Annotated in this window: 16 protein-coding genes; 13 read left to right on the forward strand and 3 right to left on the reverse strand. The window is 73.6% G+C overall.

Annotated elements, in window-relative coordinates:
- Window positions 1-156, reverse strand: a 156-nt coding sequence (locus FMEAI12_RS25960; RefSeq protein WP_160144324.1) for a helix-turn-helix domain-containing protein, incomplete at its 3' end; no start/stop codon positions are given.
- Window positions 157-294: 138 nt separating this feature from the next.
- Between FMEAI12_RS25960 and FMEAI12_RS25965 the strand changes: the two genes are divergently transcribed.
- The 8 genes from FMEAI12_RS25965 to FMEAI12_RS26000 all read left to right on the forward strand — a co-directional run bounded on the left by FMEAI12_RS25965 (window position 295) and on the right by FMEAI12_RS26000 (window position 9,127).
- On the forward strand, window positions 295-930 hold the full coding sequence (locus FMEAI12_RS25965; RefSeq protein WP_071064844.1) for a dTMP kinase: 636 nt from the start codon (window positions 295-297) through the stop codon (window positions 928-930).
- Between the two features lie 203 nt (window positions 931-1,133).
- Window positions 1,134-2,090: an acyl-ACP desaturase gene (locus tag FMEAI12_RS25970; protein WP_112108170.1), complete on the forward strand. Its 957-nt coding sequence runs from the start codon at window positions 1,134-1,136 to the stop codon at window positions 2,088-2,090.
- A gap of 169 nt (window positions 2,091-2,259) precedes the next feature.
- A complete protein-coding gene (locus FMEAI12_RS25975; RefSeq protein ID WP_071064813.1) occupies window positions 2,260-2,754 on the forward strand; it encodes a hypothetical protein in 495 nt (164 codons plus the stop codon).
- Between the two features lie 237 nt (window positions 2,755-2,991).
- Window positions 2,992-3,780, forward strand: coding sequence for a response regulator transcription factor (locus FMEAI12_RS25980; protein WP_071064811.1), 789 nt, complete (start codon window positions 2,992-2,994; stop codon window positions 3,778-3,780).
- Complete coding sequence (locus FMEAI12_RS25985; protein ID WP_112108171.1) at window positions 3,777-5,258, forward strand: HAMP domain-containing sensor histidine kinase; 1,482 nt, start codon at window positions 3,777-3,779, stop codon at window positions 5,256-5,258. The genes FMEAI12_RS25980 and FMEAI12_RS25985 overlap by 4 nt, the downstream gene beginning before the upstream one ends.
- Before the next feature lie 281 nt (window positions 5,259-5,539).
- Window positions 5,540-6,601 carry a hypothetical protein gene (locus tag FMEAI12_RS25990; protein WP_112108172.1) on the forward strand — a complete coding sequence of 354 codons (1,062 nt, stop codon included), beginning with the start codon at window positions 5,540-5,542 and terminating at the stop codon, window positions 6,599-6,601.
- Between the two features lie 178 nt (window positions 6,602-6,779).
- Window positions 6,780-8,483 carry a histidine kinase gene (locus FMEAI12_RS25995; RefSeq protein WP_235014510.1) on the forward strand — a complete coding sequence of 568 codons (1,704 nt, stop codon included), beginning with the start codon at window positions 6,780-6,782 and terminating at the stop codon, window positions 8,481-8,483.
- The gene (locus tag FMEAI12_RS26000) at window positions 8,480-9,127 is read left to right on the forward strand and encodes a response regulator transcription factor (RefSeq protein ID WP_020463920.1); all 648 of its coding nucleotides are present in this window, start codon (window positions 8,480-8,482) and stop codon (window positions 9,125-9,127) included. The genes FMEAI12_RS25995 and FMEAI12_RS26000 overlap by 4 nt, the downstream gene beginning before the upstream one ends.
- 48 nt (window positions 9,128-9,175) lie before the next feature.
- Here the strand turns inward: FMEAI12_RS26000 and FMEAI12_RS26005 are convergent, their stop codons facing one another.
- Window positions 9,176-9,679 (reverse strand): NUDIX hydrolase, encoded by a 504-nt coding sequence (locus tag FMEAI12_RS26005; RefSeq protein WP_071064805.1) that lies wholly within the window; start codon window positions 9,677-9,679, stop codon window positions 9,176-9,178.
- 198 nt (window positions 9,680-9,877) lie between these two features.
- On the opposite strand from FMEAI12_RS26005, the gene FMEAI12_RS26010 reads away from it, so the two are divergent.
- The 4 genes from FMEAI12_RS26010 (at window position 9,878) to FMEAI12_RS26025 (ending at window position 13,325) form a co-directional block, all read left to right on the forward strand.
- Window positions 9,878-11,029 carry an ABC transporter ATP-binding protein gene (locus tag FMEAI12_RS26010; protein WP_235014512.1) on the forward strand — a complete coding sequence of 384 codons (1,152 nt, stop codon included), beginning with the start codon at window positions 9,878-9,880 and terminating at the stop codon, window positions 11,027-11,029.
- Window positions 11,026-11,844 carry an ABC transporter gene (locus FMEAI12_RS26015; RefSeq protein ID WP_071064803.1) on the forward strand — a complete coding sequence of 273 codons (819 nt, stop codon included), beginning with the start codon at window positions 11,026-11,028 and terminating at the stop codon, window positions 11,842-11,844. Before FMEAI12_RS26010 ends, FMEAI12_RS26015 begins: the two co-directional genes overlap by 4 nt.
- Window positions 11,845-11,980: 136 nt before the next feature.
- The gene (locus tag FMEAI12_RS26020) at window positions 11,981-12,640 is read left to right on the forward strand and encodes a molybdopterin-dependent oxidoreductase (RefSeq protein WP_198541358.1); all 660 of its coding nucleotides are present in this window, start codon (window positions 11,981-11,983) and stop codon (window positions 12,638-12,640) included.
- Complete coding sequence (locus FMEAI12_RS26025) at window positions 12,627-13,325, forward strand: cytochrome b/b6 domain-containing protein (protein WP_112108173.1); 699 nt, start codon at window positions 12,627-12,629, stop codon at window positions 13,323-13,325. The genes FMEAI12_RS26020 and FMEAI12_RS26025 overlap by 14 nt, the downstream gene beginning before the upstream one ends.
- A gap of 74 nt (window positions 13,326-13,399) precedes the next feature.
- On the opposite strand, the gene FMEAI12_RS26030 is transcribed toward FMEAI12_RS26025, so the two are convergent.
- A complete protein-coding gene (locus FMEAI12_RS26030; protein WP_071064799.1) occupies window positions 13,400-13,909 on the reverse strand; it encodes a CD225/dispanin family protein in 510 nt (169 codons plus the stop codon).
- Between the two features lie 537 nt (window positions 13,910-14,446).
- Between FMEAI12_RS26030 and FMEAI12_RS26035 the strand changes: the two genes are divergently transcribed.
- Window positions 14,447-15,727, forward strand: coding sequence for a glycoside hydrolase family 26 protein (locus FMEAI12_RS26035; protein WP_235014514.1), 1,281 nt, complete (start codon window positions 14,447-14,449; stop codon window positions 15,725-15,727).
- Window positions 15,728-15,866: the final 139 nt, after the last annotated feature.

Below are 15,866 nucleotides of genomic sequence, written 5' to 3' on the forward strand. Positions count from 1 at the left end.
CCGGCAACGCTCCGCATGGTTCGGCGCCTTTCCCCGGGAAGGCGTCCACCACGACTGCTGTTCGACCGCGAGATTCCAGACAAAACGCGCGTGCCCGCAGTGCTCTTCCATTCCGGCGACCTGTTCGGCTGCCGGGTCGAGCCGGTAGCGGGACATGCCCTCATTCTACCGAAAGGATTCGATCATGCGGCCCAGCAAGGGACGCCGTTTCCTCGCCGGGCCTGAAGGCCGGGGTATCCACGGCGAGATCCCGATGACCAGCACCCGGACCGACCAGCCTGACTGGCACCTCGGATGATCGTGGCGATCGAGGGGGTCGACGGCGCGGGCAAGAACACGCTGACGTCCCGGCTGGTCGAGGCGGTGACCGCGACCGGGCGCACCGCCGGCACCTTCGCCTTCCCGCGCTATGCCGCGGGCCCGCTGGGCACGGCGGTGCGGGCGATGCTCGACGGCGACGAACGGCTTGCCGGCCTGGCCGGTTCGGCCCGCGCGACCGCGCTGCTGTTCGCGCTCGACCGGGCGAACGCCCTGCCCGAGCTGGCGAGGTGCGTGGCCGCGTACGACGTGCTGATCGTGGACCGCTACCTCGGCTCGAACGCGGCCTACGGAGCAGCCCGGCTGCCCGCCCCCGAGCGCGCCGAGTTCCTCGACTGGATCGCCGAACTCGAGCTGACGCGGCTGGGCCTGCCCCGGCCCGACCTGCAGGTGCTGCTGGACGTCCCGGTGGAGACGGCGCGGGCCGGGGCGCGGGCCCGCGCGGCGGAGGACACCGCCCGGGCGTTGGACACCTTCGAGAGCGACGCGGGCCTGCAGGCGCGCTGCGCCGAGATCTACCTGTCGCTGGCCGCCGACGGCTGGGTCGCGCCCTGGCTGGTCGTCGACCGCGAGTCGGGCGCTCCGAAGATCCTCAGCGCACTGTTCGACTGACGCCGGACCCGACTGACGCCGGGCGCACCGTTCCGCGTTCCGCGGGACCCCGTTTCGTCCCCGAGTTGTCCCGGGATGGCGAGATGGTCCCTGACCGGTCGGACGGTAGCCAGCCGGAACTGTTTCCAGGGAACAGATCCGTCCCTGGATTCCACACCCTGCGGCCATGGCGGCGAATCAAGGCGCGATGGAAGAGTTCACCTATGGGATCACCTACGGACATCGATTTGTTGCGTGAGCTGGAACCGGTCGCCGAGACCAACGTCAACCGGCATCTCGGGCTCGCCGCCGAGTGGATGCCGCACGAGTACGTGCCGTGGAGCCTGGGCCGCGACTTCGACACGACCCCGTGGGAGCCCGGCCAGTCCTCGCTGTCCGAGGCCGCCCAGATGGCCTTCGAGGTCAACCTGCTCACCGAGGACAACCTGCCCAGCTATCACCGCGAGATAGCCGTCGCGTTCGGCCGCGACGGCGCGTGGGGGACGTGGGTGGGGCGGTGGACCGCCGAGGAGGGCCGGCACGCGATGGCCATGCGTGACTACCTCCTGGTGACCCGGGCGGTCGATCCTGTGACGCTCGAGCGTGACCGGATGCTGCAGATGCAGCGCGGCTACGACTCCGGCGGCAAGACCCCGCTGGAGGCCATGGCCTACGTGTCGTTCCAGGAGCTGGCCACCCGGGTCAGCCACCGCAACACCGGACGAGTCACCGGCGAGCCGATCGCCGAGAAGCTGCTCACCCGGGTGGCGGCGGACGAGAACCTGCACATGATCTTCTACCGGAACCTGGTGGCCGCGGCGCTGGGCCTGGCGCCCGACCGCATGGTCCCGGTCATCCGCGACGAGATCGTGAACTTCCAGATGCCCGGCACCGGCATCCGCGACTTCGGCCGCAAGGCCCGCTACATCGCCCAGGCGGGCATCTACGACCTGCGGATCCATCACGACGACGTCGTCTCGCCCATCCTTCGGCACTGGAAGCTCCTCGAGCTGGAGGGGCTGTCCGGCGAGGCCACGAAGGCCCGCGACGAGATCGGCGCGTTCATGGCCGGCCTCGACGCACTGGCCACCCGGCAGGAGGAGAAGAAGGCCGCCGCCCAGGCCCGCCGCGCGGCGCGCGAGGGCCGCGAGCAGCAGACCGCGGCGGTACCGGTCGGCTGAGCCGCTGCCGACCATCGGGTGAGCATCGGCTGAGCCGGGGGAACAGCCGATCCGGGGGAACAAGGGGGCGCTGTTCGTAACTGCTGCCCGACATCCGTAGTGTCCGTGGCGTGTCGGCCGGATCATCCGGTCGCATCAGCCCGACAACGGACGGAACGGACGGAGCGCAGTGAGCGAGCATCGCGGATCCGCGCGCCGGATCTCCCCGATCCAGGCGGCGTTCGGAGTGCTGGCGGGAATCGTCCTGCTGGTCGCAATTCTGCTCAGCCAGAAGGGCGGCAGCCCGGAATCCACCGCCGCGGCGCGGTCCTGCCAGGCCGGTGACGGCGGTTCCGGCACGCCGTGCCCCTCCCCGGCCCCGACAACGACACCCACCGGCGGCACCGCCTCCGGCACTCCGAGCCCGCCCGGCTCGGGCTCCGGGATCAAGCAGCAGGGGACCGCGCCGCCCGGCTCGGGTGCCGGCGACGAGACCGTCGCGGCGGGCGGCTCGGGCACCCGGCCGGCCGGCTCGACGTCCACGGCGGGCACCCGCCCGGCCGGGGCGTCGGGATCCGCGCGCTCCCCGCGGCCGCGCCCGGGCGGCGGCCACCGCCAGGAGCCGGTCCTCGACCTCCGGCTCCCCCCGGTCCCCGTGCCCACCTGCGTCGTCGACTGCCGCTGACACCGCGGCGCCCGTCCACCGCCGCTGACGCCCCGGCACCGCACCGCAGCCGCGCCGCACCGCAGCTGCGCCGCACCGGCGTCGGCGTCGGCGTCGGCGTCGGCGTCGGCGTCGGCGTCGGCGCGGTCTCACACGTTCCTCTCACGTCGTGCGGGTTTCCTCGGTGCACGCCGTGCCCCCGCCGGCCCGCCACACCGGGGCGCGTGCCCGGACGCCGGTTGTTCGAGGATGGGTGAGATGAGGGACGCATCGCGGCCGCCGCGGTTCGGCGAGGACGCCGCCAACCCGCCACGGCCTCCTCGGGTCCTGGTCGTCGACGACGAGCCCAACATCGTCGACCTCGTCCGGATGGCGTTGCGCTTCCACGGCTTCGACGTCGTCACGGCGGCCACCGGCCAGGAGGCGCTCACCCGAGCCGCCGCCGACCAGCCCGACCTGCTGATCCTGGACGTCATGCTGCCCGACGCCGACGGGTTCGAGGTGTGCCGGCGGCTACGCGCGGACGGGGCGGAGGTCGCCGTCGTCTACCTCACGGCCCGCGACGCGCACCGGGACAAGATCACCGGCCTCACCTACGGCGGTGACGACTACATCACCAAGCCGTTCGCCGTCGAGGAGCTGATCGCGCGGGTGCGGGCGGTGCTGCGCCGGACCCGCCGTCCCGCACCGGAGCCGTCGCCCGCGTCGGGCCTGCTCACCTACGCCGACGTCGAGCTCGACCCGGACGCCCACCTGGTACGCCGGGCGGACCAGCCGGTCGAGCTCTCCCCCACCGAGTTCTCCCTGCTGCGCTACTTCCTGCACAACCCGAACCGGGTGCTCTCCCGCGCCCAGATCCTGGCCGCGGTGTGGGACCGCGACTTTGACGGCGAACCGACCGTCGTCGACCAGTACGTCAGCTACCTGCGGCGCAAGCTCGGCCAGCACGGGCCGCCGCTCATCCACACCCAGCGCGGCTTCGGCTACGCCCTGCGCGCCCCCGCGCCCGCCGCCGGCCCCGGCGCCGCGCCCGAGCACTCCCGATGACGCTTCGCCTGAAGCTCATGCTCGGCCTGGTGGCGCTGACCGCCACCGGCCTCATCCTGACAATCGTCGCGACGGTCGTCGCCCTGCGCGGCTACCTCGTCGACCGCGTCGACGTCCGGCTGCGGGCCGTCGAGCAGGTCGCCCGGCTGCCGCTGGCCGCGGTGCTGGCCGGGGCGCCCACGGGCAGCCGGCCCGTGCTGGAGCGGGCGATCGCGCCCACCGACTACGTGGTGGAGGCCCGCCGGACCGACGGCGAGATCCTACGGGTGGCGGGTCCGGCGGACCGTTCCCCACCACTGCTCGCCGAGATCGCCACGGGGAAGGCCACCGGGGAGATCACTGGAGAGACCACTGGGACGACCGCGCCGCCGGCCGACGGCACCCCGTTCACCGTGACCCACAGTGGCGAACGGTACCGCGCGGTGCTCGACCACGTCCCCGGCGGCGAGGTGCTGATCGCCCAGCCGCTGGCGACCGTCCGGGACACCCTGCGCCGGCTGGTCGTCGCGGCGGCGGTCGCGGCGCTGGTCGTGCTCGCCGCCATCGCCACACTGGCCTGGCTGCTGCTCACCCGCGGTCTGCGCCCGCTGCGCGTCGTCGCGAGCACCGCGTCCGCGATCGCCGCCGGCGACCTGTCCCGCCGGGTGCCGGAGGGCCCGCCGCGTTCGGAGACCGGGCAGCTCAGCCGGGCGCTGAACATCATGCTCGGCCAGATCCAGGCCGCCTTCACCGCCCGGGTCGCCTCCCAGAACAACCTGCGCCGCTTCGCCGCCGACGCCTCGCACGAGCTGCGCACGCCGCTGACCTCGATCCGCGGCTACGTCGACCTGCTGCGCGCCGGGATGGTCCCGCCGGCCGAGACCGACGACACCCTGCGGCGGGTGGCCGAGGAGACCGCCCGCATGCAGACCCTCGTCGACGACCTCCTCTACCTCGCGCACCTCGACGAGCTGCGCCCCCGCGACCGGGTGGACGTCGACCTGGTCACGATCGCCGAGGACGCGGCGGCGAACCTGCGGGCCGTCGACCCCGCCCGCCCGGTCACCGTCGAGGTCGAGGCCGGTCCCGAGGCCGGCCGGCACGTCCTCGGCGATCCGGACGCGCTGCGCCAGCTGCTGGGCAACCTGCTGACGAACGCCCGCGTGCACACCCCCGCGGGCACCACGGTGACCGTTCGGGTCACCGGATGGGACGCGGCCACCCCGGCCCAGGACCGCGCGGCCGTCCTGGCGGTCGAGGACGGCGGGCCCGGCATGCCGCCGGAGGTCGCGCGGCACGTCTTCGACCGGTTCTACCGGGCGGCCGGCAGCAGGGCCCGGGGCCGCTCCGGCAGCGGCCTCGGGCTGTCGATCGTCGCGGCCACGGCGGCCGCGCACGGCGGCCGCGCCGAGGTGAGCAGCACCCCCGAGGGGGGCACGACCTTCCGGGTGTACCTGCCCGGGGGCGTTTCCGACCAGACCCCCGCTGACCAGGCCTGACCTGCCGCGGACGGCCCGTCCCGGCCCGTCCGAAAGGGGCGGAAAGGGCGGTCCGGACGAAGTCGCCTGCTGGCCCTGGGCGGCGCACCCGGGCCGACGTGAGGTCTGACACGGCATCCTGACGTACCAGTGGGTGCACAGGTAATTCTGTTTCTTCTCGCATCCGGCTCACAGGCGGACGGTGTGCGCTCGGCTCAGGACCCAGCCGAGCCCGGCCGACGTGAGCGTGATCAGACGAACACGAGCACCTGGCCTCCAGCACGGATCTTCGAGGAGCCGCCATGCCGCCCGCCACGCCGCCCGCCACCAGCCCGCGCCCATCCACGACCGCCCGGGGCCCGGTCGACCGGCGTCCAGCCGTCGGGGGCCGGGCCGCGCGGCGCGGTGTCCGCCGCTCCCGCACCGAGGCGGCCGTGCTGGCGGTGATCTGCGGCGCGGTGGTGGGCACCCTCGCCGACCGGCTGGCGGCACGGATCGCCGTGTCGCGGGCGAGCCGCCGCCTCGGCGGACGTCTCGGCGAGTTCGGCGCGACGGTCCGCGTGCGCCCGCCGAGCTTCCCGTACCTGCTCAACGCCGCCACCGGACGGCCGTCCACCCTGGAGCTCTCCGCGACCGCCACCTACGGTGAGCTGCGCCGCCTGCGCAGCGGCTGCGACGCCCACGGCAACACCTGGGACGACCCGTCCTTCGCGCTGATGTCGCTGTTCGGCGGCTACGCCGGGGTGTTCGGCGACTCCTGCGGCCCGATCGTCCGACCTGACCGGGCCGGGGGCGGTGCCGGTGGCCGGGCGCGGGGCGGAGTCAGAGGCGGCGACGGGGGCGCGCTCCCGACCGGCCGCACCGACGCGCTCGACGGCCTCGGCGACTCTGAGGGCCTCGGTGACCTCGGTGACCTCGGCGGCTTCGGCGGTCCGGACGGCTTCGGCGGCCTGGACGGCTTCAGCGGCATCGAGGGCCTCGGTGAGCTCGGGGGCCGTGGCGGCGTCGGGGACAGTTGCCGCGCGCGGCGGCCATCCCCCACCCGGTGGACCGAGATCACCTACGGCGGAGACGAACGACTGTCCATCGGCACCGAGATCGAGCTGCCGGACCGCTCACTGCCGGTACGGATCATCGGCACCCCCCTCGTCCGGGACGGCCGGCTCGCTCTGCTTCCCGAGGAGATCGTCCTGGGAAACCAGCGACTGCCCGGCGAGCTGATGACACCGGCGCACACCGCGGTCTTCGCCGAGCCGGTCGTGCTCCTGCCCTCCTTCCCCCGGGGCACCCGCCTCGCCGAGGTCGTCGCGACCCCCGAAGGCCTCCGTCTGCGCCTGGAGCAACGCGACCCCGCCCGCCGCTGACCACGGCGGCCGGGTGAGTCCCGGCTGTCACTCAACCGCCGCAGTGACTCGGCACCGTGCGTAAGGACCTGGCCGCCACGAACCGCGGTCGATCATGCTGTTCCGTGGAACACCAGAACGCCTGCGCCAACCGGCGCCGTACGTCGGCTCGGGTACGAGCGGATACGTCCGCGGACGGATGACCGCCCTGTCTGAGGTCGCTACCGTCGGAGCGGTGGAGGGAACCCGGCGAGCCGAGGGAGCCCCGCGGGCGGAGCGCCCGTCTCGGACCGGAGTCCGTGACCGGGCGACCCGGCTGATCGCGGCACGCGGCCTGTGGAACCGCCTGGAGGCCATCGCGGGACTCGAGGGCTTCCCCCGTTACCCGGGCAGCACGCTGATCGCGCGGATTCCCGCCGGACGGGCCCGCCGAGCCGGGACCGCGGTGGCCGGTGACGTCCTGCCCACCGCCGTCATCGGCCTGATCCTGCTGGTCGGGTCGACGAACGCGTCGAAGGACCGGATCCCGCCCGGGCACGCCCTGGACGGGGTCGCCTACCTGCTCCTGGCGCTGGCGGTGGCAGTCTTCCCGTTGCGCAGGTACGCCCCGCGGGTCCTGCTCGCCGCCGAGACCCTGATCATCGGCAGCTACACCGCCATCGGCTATCCGCACGGGCCGGCGACGCTCGCGGTCGCCGCGGCCGCCTTCACCGTGGGCGTGCGGGCGCCCGCGCGGGTGACCGGCCGCGCGGCGAAGACGTGCGCGGCGGTGCTGCTGCTCGCCGGCCTGGCGTCGTTCTCCCGCGGCTACCTCGACAGCGGGTGGGACCTCGCCTACACCTGCCTCGCTGTCCTCTGCGTGGCCTTCGTTCCGGCTTTGCTGGGCGCGCTGCTGCGGCTGAGCCGGCTGTCCTCGGCGCGGGCGGAGGAGGAGGCCACCCGGCGGCGGATCGAGCAGGAGCGGCTGCGGATGGCCCGCGAGGTCCACGACGTCGTCGGCCACGGACTCTCGATCATCTCGCTCCAGGCCGCGGTGGCTCTGCACGTGCTCGACCGGCGGCCGGAGCAGGCGCAGGTCGCGCTGGAGGCGATCCGCCGCACCAGCGTCGACGCGCTGGACGAGCTGCGGGCGACCCTCGCCCTCACCCGCGCCCGCGACGCCCGGTCCGGCGCCGGGAACGCCCGGGAAGCGGAGAGCACCGTGCTCGCCGGGAACACCGTGCTCTGCGGGAACACCGCGCTCGCCGGGAACACCGCGCGTCCAGCGCACCCCGGAGGCGACAGAAGCGCCGAGCGCTTCGGAAGCCGGGCCGGAGGCACGGAGCACGCCGGGCGCGGCGAGGGCGCCGGGCGCGGCGAGGGCGCGGCGGGCGCCGGTCCCGGCGAGGCGCTCCGGACCCCGTTGACCGGGCTGAGCCGGCTGCCGGGGCTGGTCTCCGAGGTCCGGCTGTGCGGCATCGCCGTGGAGCTGGTGACCGATGGTGATCTTGCCGGCCTGCCCGCCGAGGTCGATCTCGCCGCCTACCGGATCGTCCAGGAGTCGCTGACGAACGTGCTGCGGCACGCCGGACCGGCCCGGGCCCGGGTCACCCTCCGCTCCACCGCGGACCACCTGGAGGTCGAGATCGTCGACGAGCCCACCGAGCGCAGCGCCGACCTGCCCGCCGACGGTGACCCGCTCGTCCGCTCGACCGGGCACGGGCTGCGCGGCCTGCGTGAACGCGTGGACGAGCTCGGCGGTTCCCTGACGGCGGGCCCACGTCCGCAGGGAGGATGGAGCGTGCGCACCGACCTGCCCACGCCGGCCGCGCCCGCCGACCCGGCCTCGAACTCGGCCTCAGCCCCGGCCTCGAACTCGAACCCGAACCCGGCCGTGTCCCGCCGCTCCGGAGGGGCCCGGTGATCCGGGTCGTGGTCGCCGACGATCAGCCTCTCGTCCGTCTCGGGCTGAAGGTCCTGATCGAGACCGAGGACGACCTCGAGCTCACCGGCGAGGCCGAGGACGGCCAGGCCGCGCTGGCCCTGGTCCGCCGCACCCGCCCGGACGTCGTCCTCCTCGACATCAGGATGCCCGTCCTGGACGGCCTCGCCGCCCTGCGCGCGATCACCGCCGACCCCGCGCTGACCGACACCCGCGTCGTCATGGTCACCACGTTCGAGCTGGACGAGTACGTCTTCGAGGCTCTGCGCAACGGCGCGTCCGGGTTCGTCCTGAAGGACACCGAGCCCGCGGACCTGCTCCGCGCGATCCGGGTCGTCGCCGCCGGCGAGTCGCTGCTCTCCCCCACGATCACCCGCCGCGTGATCGAGACGTTCGCCCGGCGCCCGGCGGCGCCCGCCGCCGTGGACCTGACCAGTCTCACCGTCCGGGAACGCGAGGTGATGGGCCTGGTGGGGCTGGGCCTGTCCAACGACGAGATCGCCGCCCGGCTCGTCATCAGCCCGGCGACGGCACGAACCCACGTGAGCCGGGTGATGGTCAAGCTCTCCGCCCGGGACCGCGCCCAGCTCGCCGTCCTCGCCAACCAGGCAGGTCTGGCCGGCTGATCGCCAGGGACGACACTCGCACCCGCGGCGTACCGTCCCGGCGGTGCGTCAGTTCGGCGGCGCGCCGTCCTCGAGGTAGATCGTCGCGCCGCCGGCGCGCGCTGTCAGGCAGGCGGCCACCCGCCGCGCCAGCAGCGGTGTCATGAGGCCGGGCAGCTCGTCCGCCGTCACGAACGACCAGGCGGCGAGCTCGTCGGCCGGCAGTCGGATGCCGGCCGCCTCGTCCGGTGTCAGCACGCCGCCGTCGAACACCACGATCAGACCCTCGGTGCGCTCCGGCCCGGGCGGTACCCAGTCGACGGCCAGTAACCGCCCGAGGGCGCGGTCCAGCCCCAGCTCCTCGGCGAGCTCGCGGCGGGCCGCCGCCAGGGGTGCCTCGTCCGCCTCGACCACACCGCCCGGCAGATCCCATCCGGGCCGGTATGTCGGGCACACCAGCAGGACGCGGCCGGCGCCGTCGACGAACAGCACCCCGGCCGCCATCCGCTTACGGGGCAGGCTGTTCCGCCAGGCCCGGGCAGATGAGGCGCCGGGAGTCTCCACGCCCGCCACCGTAACGCCGGCCGAGACCGGCGACGACCGGCGACGACCGGCGAGCAGCGAGCAGCGTCGAGGACAGACGACGACCAGGCGCGGCCTCGGCACCGCGAAGTGCGTACGGCCGCGTACGCGGGAATGCGTCCGGTTGCGCAGACAGATGACGATCGTCGCCGGACGACGCGAGATCGCGCTACGGCCACTCTGATCGGCATGACGACAACGACGAGCACCCCCGGCCTGGACGCCCGGACACGGGCCCCGGTGGCCGACCCCCCGCTCACCGAGATCCCGGACGGCCTCCGGGGCACCGGGCTCCCGGGTGGCCCCCCGGCCGCGATCGACGTCCGCGGGCTGACCAAGCGTTACGGGCGGCGGACGGTCGTCCGGAATCTCGACGTCACCGTGCCGACCGGCGTGGTCGCCGGGTTCGTCGGCCCGAACGGGGCGGGCAAGACCACGACGCTGCGGATGCTGCTCGGCCTCGTCCGGCCGAGCGAGGGCAGCGGGACGATCCTCGGCGAGCCGCTGGGCGAGCCGGCCCGGTACCTGCCCCGGGTGGGCGCGCTGATCGAGAGTCCGGCGCTGTACCCGACGCTGTCCGGACGCCGCAACCTCGCGTCGCTGGCGGTGCTCGCCGGGCAGGACCCGGCCGGCGTCGACGCGATCCTGGACGAGGTCGGGCTGGCCGGCCGCGGCGACGACGCCTTCCGCACCTATTCGCTCGGGATGAAGCAGCGGCTCGCCATCGGCGCGGCGCTGCTCTCCGACCCGGACCTGCTCATCCTGGACGAGCCGACGAACGGCCTCGACCCCAGCGGCATCCGGCAGATGCGGGCGCTGGTCCGCTCGCTGGCCGACGGCGAGCGGGAGGCGGGCGCGAACGGCCGGCCGCGCACCGTCCTGGTCTCCTCCCACCTCCTCTCGGAGGTCGAGCAGATCTGCGACTGGATCATCGTGGTGGAACAGGGCCGGCTCGCCTACCAGGGCCCGACGGACGGCCTGATGGCCTCCACGACCAGCCGGGTCGAGCTGCGCCCCGAGCACGCCGACTCCCTCGGGATGCTGGCGGACCTGGTGGCCGGCTTCGGGCTGCCCGTGGACCGGGCGGGCGACCGGCTGCTCGTCGAGCTCGACCACACCGCGCCGGCCGCCGTCCCCGGGCCGGACGGGCCGGACGCCGTCCTGGCCGGGCTCAACCGGGCCGCGCTCGCCCGCGGCATCACCCTCGTCGAGATCACCCGGCAGCGGACCAGCCTCGAGGACCGCTACCAGGGCCTGGTCGAAAGCACCCGAGAGACCGCCCGGAGCACCGGCACCAGCGGCATGAGCACCAGCACCAGCACCAGAGGGGAAGCCCGATGACCGGCGTCTACACCGTGGCGCGCAGCTACCGCGCCGAGCTGATCAAACTGCGCCGGCCGAGCACGGCGCTGGCCATGGCCGTCCTCGGGTTCCTCACCGTCCTGTCGACGGTGCTGGTCATGGCCCTCGCCGACGAGAAGCCGACCCCACCGGACCCCGGCGCCGGGCCGGGCTTCGATCTCTCCCTCACCCAGCTCGCCTCGTCCCAGGGCCTGATTCTGGGCTTCCGCGGCGGCACGACCTTCATCGGACTGCTCATCTTCGTGGTCTTCGCGATCAGCATGACCACCGAGTACGGCCAGGGGACGCTGCGCACCCTGTTCCTGAAGGAGCCCCGCCGGCTGGGCTGGCTGGCCGGACGGCTCGGCGTCATGCTCTCCGCCGTCGCGGTGTCGCTGGTCGCCGCCCTCGGCCTGAGCGTCGCCGCCGCGACGGTCATGGCCGCCGTCCGGGACGTCGACACAAGCGCGTGGTGGACGTCGGCCGCCCTCGGTGAGGTGGCGGGCGCCTACGCGAACGCGCTGCTCGCGGCCGTCTTCTTCGCCCTCGTCGGCACGATGCTGGGAATCCTGCTGCGCTCGACGAGCGCCGCGCTGCTCATCGGCATCGCGTGGATGTTCCCGATCGAGCACATCGTCCAGGAGTCGTGGAGCGGTGCCACCAGGGTCCTGCCCGGGCTCGTCTTCGACGCGGTCGGCCGGGGCGGCCTGCCCGACGCCTCCTACGGGCCGGCGCTACTCACCGCCGTCGCGTACGCGCTGGTGGCGGCCGCGATCGGCGCGGTGAGCCTGCGCCGCCGGGACGTCACGGCCTGACGGGACCCGCCGTGCGCTCCCGTCCGACAGGGGGATTCGTCCATCTCGCCCAGGCGGGTGGCCGGATCTCCCCGTCGCGGCGTTGACTGTGTGCATGGCCGAAGGGACACCGGTGGGACGACGGGTCGTCTTCGTCATGCTCGGCCTCGGGGCGCTGGGCGTCGCCGTCGGCGCGGACGTGCAGCGCGGCACCGACCGGTTCGTCGCCCCACTGCGCGAGAACGACCCGACGGGGCTCACCGACCTGCTCCCCTCCGGCGGGTTCCGCTACTACTCCGTCGTCGCCTCCGTGCCGGAGCGGACATCCGCGGACTACGAACTGCGGGTCCACGGCCTGGTCGACCGGCCCCTCACCCTCACCCTGGACGATCTCTCCCGGATGCCACAGACCGAGCTCGTGCGCGACTTCCAGTGTGTGACGGGCTGGCGGGTCACCAGCGTCCGCTGGACGGGCGTGCGCCTCGCGGACCTGCTGGACGCGGCCGGCACCCGCCCCGGGGCGACCGCGCTGACCTTCCGTTCTTTCGACGGCGCCTACACCGAGAGCCTGACGATCGACCAGGCCCGCAGGCCCGACGTCCTGGTCGCCCTCACCATGCTGGACGGCCCGATCACCCACGATCATGGTGGCCCCGTCCGGCTGTACGTGGCGCCGATGTACGGCTACAAGTCCATCAAGTGGCTCGCCGAGATCGAGGTGGTCGACACCGTCACTCCCGGGTTCTGGGAGCAGCGGGGCTACGACGTCGACGGCTGGATCGGAAAGTCGAACGGCCGCGACGATGAGCCCGTCTGAGGATCCGGCCGGGAACCCTGAGGACCCGGCCGAGGCGACGGCCGCAGACTCCGATGGCCCGGTCGGGGACGGGGCGGCGGCGTTCGTCCGCCGGTTCGGCCCGGCGACCCGCTGGGCGCACTGGAGCACCGCGGCGCTGACGGCGGTGTGCCTGGCGACGGCGGCCGTCCTGTACCTCGGACCGCTGGCGACGCTGGTGGGCCGGCGCCAGCTGGTCTCGGCGGTGCATCTCTACGCCGGGCTCGCCCTGCCGGCACCGATGCTGGCCGCGGCCCTCTCCGCCGCATACCGGCGTGACCTCGCAGAGCTCGACCGCTTCACCCCCGCCGACTGGAAGTGGCTACGGACGAGACCACGCCGCCGGCACACCGACGCGGTCGGCAAGTTCAACGCGGGCCAGAAGCTGTACGCCGCGTTCGTCGCAGGTGCCGTGCTCGTCATGCTCGGCACCGGTGTGATCATGGAGTTCGGCGGCGCCTTCGCCGTCACCCACCGCACCGGTGCCACCTTCGTGCACGATCTGCTGGCCCTCGGCCTGTTCGCCGGGATCTGCGGCCACCTGTGGATGGCCTCCCGCGACCCGGCCGCCCGGCTCGGGATGCGCACCGGCGTGGTCCCCCGCCCCTGGGCCCTGCGCGAACACCCCGCCTGGCACACCGAACCCGACGCACCGCCGACCGAGTGACCCGACTTGGCGGTCCGCGGCCAGGTCTCAGACCGACCAGGCCACGGACCGGCACAGCGCGGGCCGGGAGAGTCCTAGCCCAAGTAGGTACCCGAGGCGTTGGAGTCGAGTGCGCCGGAGGCGCCCAGGACGAAGCCCAGGACGACGACGGCCAGGCCGACCCCGAACGAGACGATGCACCAGGTCTTGGCCTTGGCGGACGCCTCCAGGGCCCCGGCGTAGTCACCGATCTGCTGACGACTCTGGACCTTCGTCGCGAAGACGATCGCGGCGATCCCCGCGGGCAGGCAGCACAGCAGGGTGCAGGCGATCGACTGCCACAGGTAGGTCGGGATCGGCTGGCCGTAGGGGGGCGGCGGGCCGAAACCGCCGGGCCCCTTCACCGGCGGCGGATAGCCACCTGGCTGGGGATACCCGCCGAAGTCCTGTGGGGCCCCGTAGCCGCCGGGGGGCGGCCCGTACCCGCCGGGCGGGGGAGGCTGCGCCCCCCAGCCGCCCTGGGGTGGGTTCTGTCCGCCGGCGTTGGGGTCGTAGCCGCCGGGGCCGTAGCCGCCGGGCGGCGGGTACTCGGGTGGCTGGGACACGTCGTCTCCAGAGGGTGGTTCCGACCCCGACGGGCCCGGCCATGACCGGATCCCGCACCGGCGGCCCCGCCGGCACCCACCGGATCCGGAACTGGTGCCGGCGGACGTGCCTGGCAGCACCGTTGCCGATGCGCCTCACAGGCACCGTTACACACGAGGACGCGGACGCTCCGCGCGGCGGACATTGTGCCACACGCGACACCCGCGCCCCCGAAAGAGACACCATCCTCAACACGAACTACATAAGAGCGACAGCATCACTTTTGTTTGTCGCCTAGGCGACAGGAGCGGCCCGAAACAACCATCCGCTACGCAGGGCGACAGTCCGTGCAGGATCCCTCCCCCCGTCTACCTGGCCATGTGAACCCGTGTACTCTGCCGTCATAACTGTCTAGTCACGTCACAGTGACCGGAGGAATTCGCCAGCCAAGGCATGTGGAGGTCGTCCGCTTCGTCACGAAGCAGCGGGTGGGGATCGGGGGGTCCACAACGACACCGCCCGGCACGCCAGATGCCAGGCACGGAGGGATATCCGCGGTGAGACATCGTGCGGAGGGTGAGCCCAACCCCCCGAACACACGGACCGGCGCGCACAAGCGGCGCCGTCCCACCCGCAACCCCGCGTGGATCGCGTCGCTCGGCGTCATGGCCCTCGTCGCCATGGCCGTCGGCTGGACGCTCGCCCCAGACCACGACGGCACCGGCTCGGCCGTGGTCGAGGCCTCGGCCATCGACACCAAGGGCCTGCGCGGTACCCGGACGGGCGCCCCGCCCGGCCACAGACCGACCAGCACGGCAACGCCCTCGGCGGCGGCGAGCCTGAGCCCGTCGCCGGTTCCGGCCGCCACCACCCAGGCACCGCCGACGTCACCGCCCGCACGCGCGCCGCAGGCCGCCGCCGTCCCGCCGGCCGCGCCGGCGGCCCCGGCCGGCGGTGGCGGCGGCCGGGTCCCCGGCGGGATGAGCGGCGTCTACGCGAACTCGATGACCACGGTCCGCAACTGGGAGGGCCTGCGCGGCTCACCGGTGAACGTCGTCCTGACCTTCACCGACCGCGGCAGCTGGGAGACGATCACGCATCCGTGGGTCGGCGGCAGCCCGGAGAAGTTCTCGACCTTCCCCGGCACCTGGGTCATCTCGCAGCCGTTCTTCCCGACCGGCCAGGGCAGCATCGCGGCCTGTGGTTCCGGCGCCTACAACAGCCAGTGGGCCGAGTTCGGCCGGTGGCTGGTCGCCAAGGGCCGGCCGGCGTCCATCGTCCGGCTCGCCTGGGAGTTCAACGGCAACTGGTTCGAGTGGTCGGTGCGCGGCAATCCCACCGCCTACGTGAACTGCTTCCGCCAGGTCGTCAGTGCGATCCGGTCGACCGACCCGCAGGCCCGCATCGACTGGGCGATGAACGCCCACAGCACCAGCCCGTGGGCCGCCTACCCGGGTGACGAGTACGTCGACATCATCGGGATCGACTCCTACGACCAGTGGCCCGCCAGCACCACCCCGGCGAAGTTCGACGAGCAGTGCAACCAGGCGGTGGGCCTGTGCTCGGCGATCCGCTTCGCCCGCCAGCACGGCAAGCAGTTCTCCGTGCCCGAGTGGGGCCTCGTCGCGAAGTCCGACACCGAGGCGGGCCGGGCCGGGCAGGCCGGCGGTGACAACCCCGTGTACATCCAGAAGATGTACGACACCTTCCGGGCCAACGCCGACATCCTGGCCTACGAGACGTACTTCAACGACTCGAGGGCCGGGAACGTCCACTCCTCGCTGGTCTCCCCCAACGAGAACCCGAACAGCGCGGGCACCTACGCGTCCCTCTGGTAGCCATCCCGCAGGTGTGGCGGTTCAGGAAGTCCATGGACTTCCTGAACCGCCACACCTGTTTCGGCCGGCGCTCAGGTGAGGGAGTAGGGGGTCTCGGGAGGGCCGGCGGTGAGCCAGGAGGTGAGGAAGGGGGCCAGGG

It is taken from the genome of Parafrankia sp. Ea1.12 (genome assembly GCF_900465275.1).
Classification (GTDB): domain Bacteria; phylum Actinomycetota; class Actinomycetes; order Frankiales; family Frankiaceae; genus Parafrankia; species Parafrankia soli.

What these genes read in the sequence shown, in the direction of transcription:
- FMEAI12_RS26010 (WP_235014512.1), top strand. Translation starts at nt 9,878, where the DNA reads ATGACGACAACGACGAGCACCCCCGGCCTGGACGCCCGGACACGGGCC.
- FMEAI12_RS25995 (WP_235014510.1), top strand. Translation starts at nt 6,780, where the DNA reads ATGACCGCCCTGTCTGAGGTCGCTACCGTCGGAGCGGTGGAGGGAACC.
- FMEAI12_RS26020 (WP_198541358.1), top strand. Translation starts at nt 11,981, where the DNA reads ATGCTCGGCCTCGGGGCGCTGGGCGTCGCCGTCGGCGCGGACGTGCAG.
- FMEAI12_RS25965 (WP_071064844.1), top strand. Translation starts at nt 295, where the DNA reads ATGATCGTGGCGATCGAGGGGGTCGACGGCGCGGGCAAGAACACGCTG.
- FMEAI12_RS26025 (WP_112108173.1), top strand. Translation starts at nt 12,627, where the DNA reads ATGAGCCCGTCTGAGGATCCGGCCGGGAACCCTGAGGACCCGGCCGAG.
- FMEAI12_RS25990 (WP_112108172.1), top strand. Translation starts at nt 5,540, where the DNA reads ATGCCGCCCGCCACGCCGCCCGCCACCAGCCCGCGCCCATCCACGACC.
- FMEAI12_RS25985 (WP_112108171.1), top strand. Translation starts at nt 3,777, where the DNA reads ATGACGCTTCGCCTGAAGCTCATGCTCGGCCTGGTGGCGCTGACCGCC.
- FMEAI12_RS25970 (WP_112108170.1), top strand. Translation starts at nt 1,134, where the DNA reads ATGGGATCACCTACGGACATCGATTTGTTGCGTGAGCTGGAACCGGTC.
- FMEAI12_RS25980 (WP_071064811.1), top strand. Translation starts at nt 2,992, where the DNA reads ATGAGGGACGCATCGCGGCCGCCGCGGTTCGGCGAGGACGCCGCCAAC.
- FMEAI12_RS26015 (WP_071064803.1), top strand. Translation starts at nt 11,026, where the DNA reads ATGACCGGCGTCTACACCGTGGCGCGCAGCTACCGCGCCGAGCTGATC.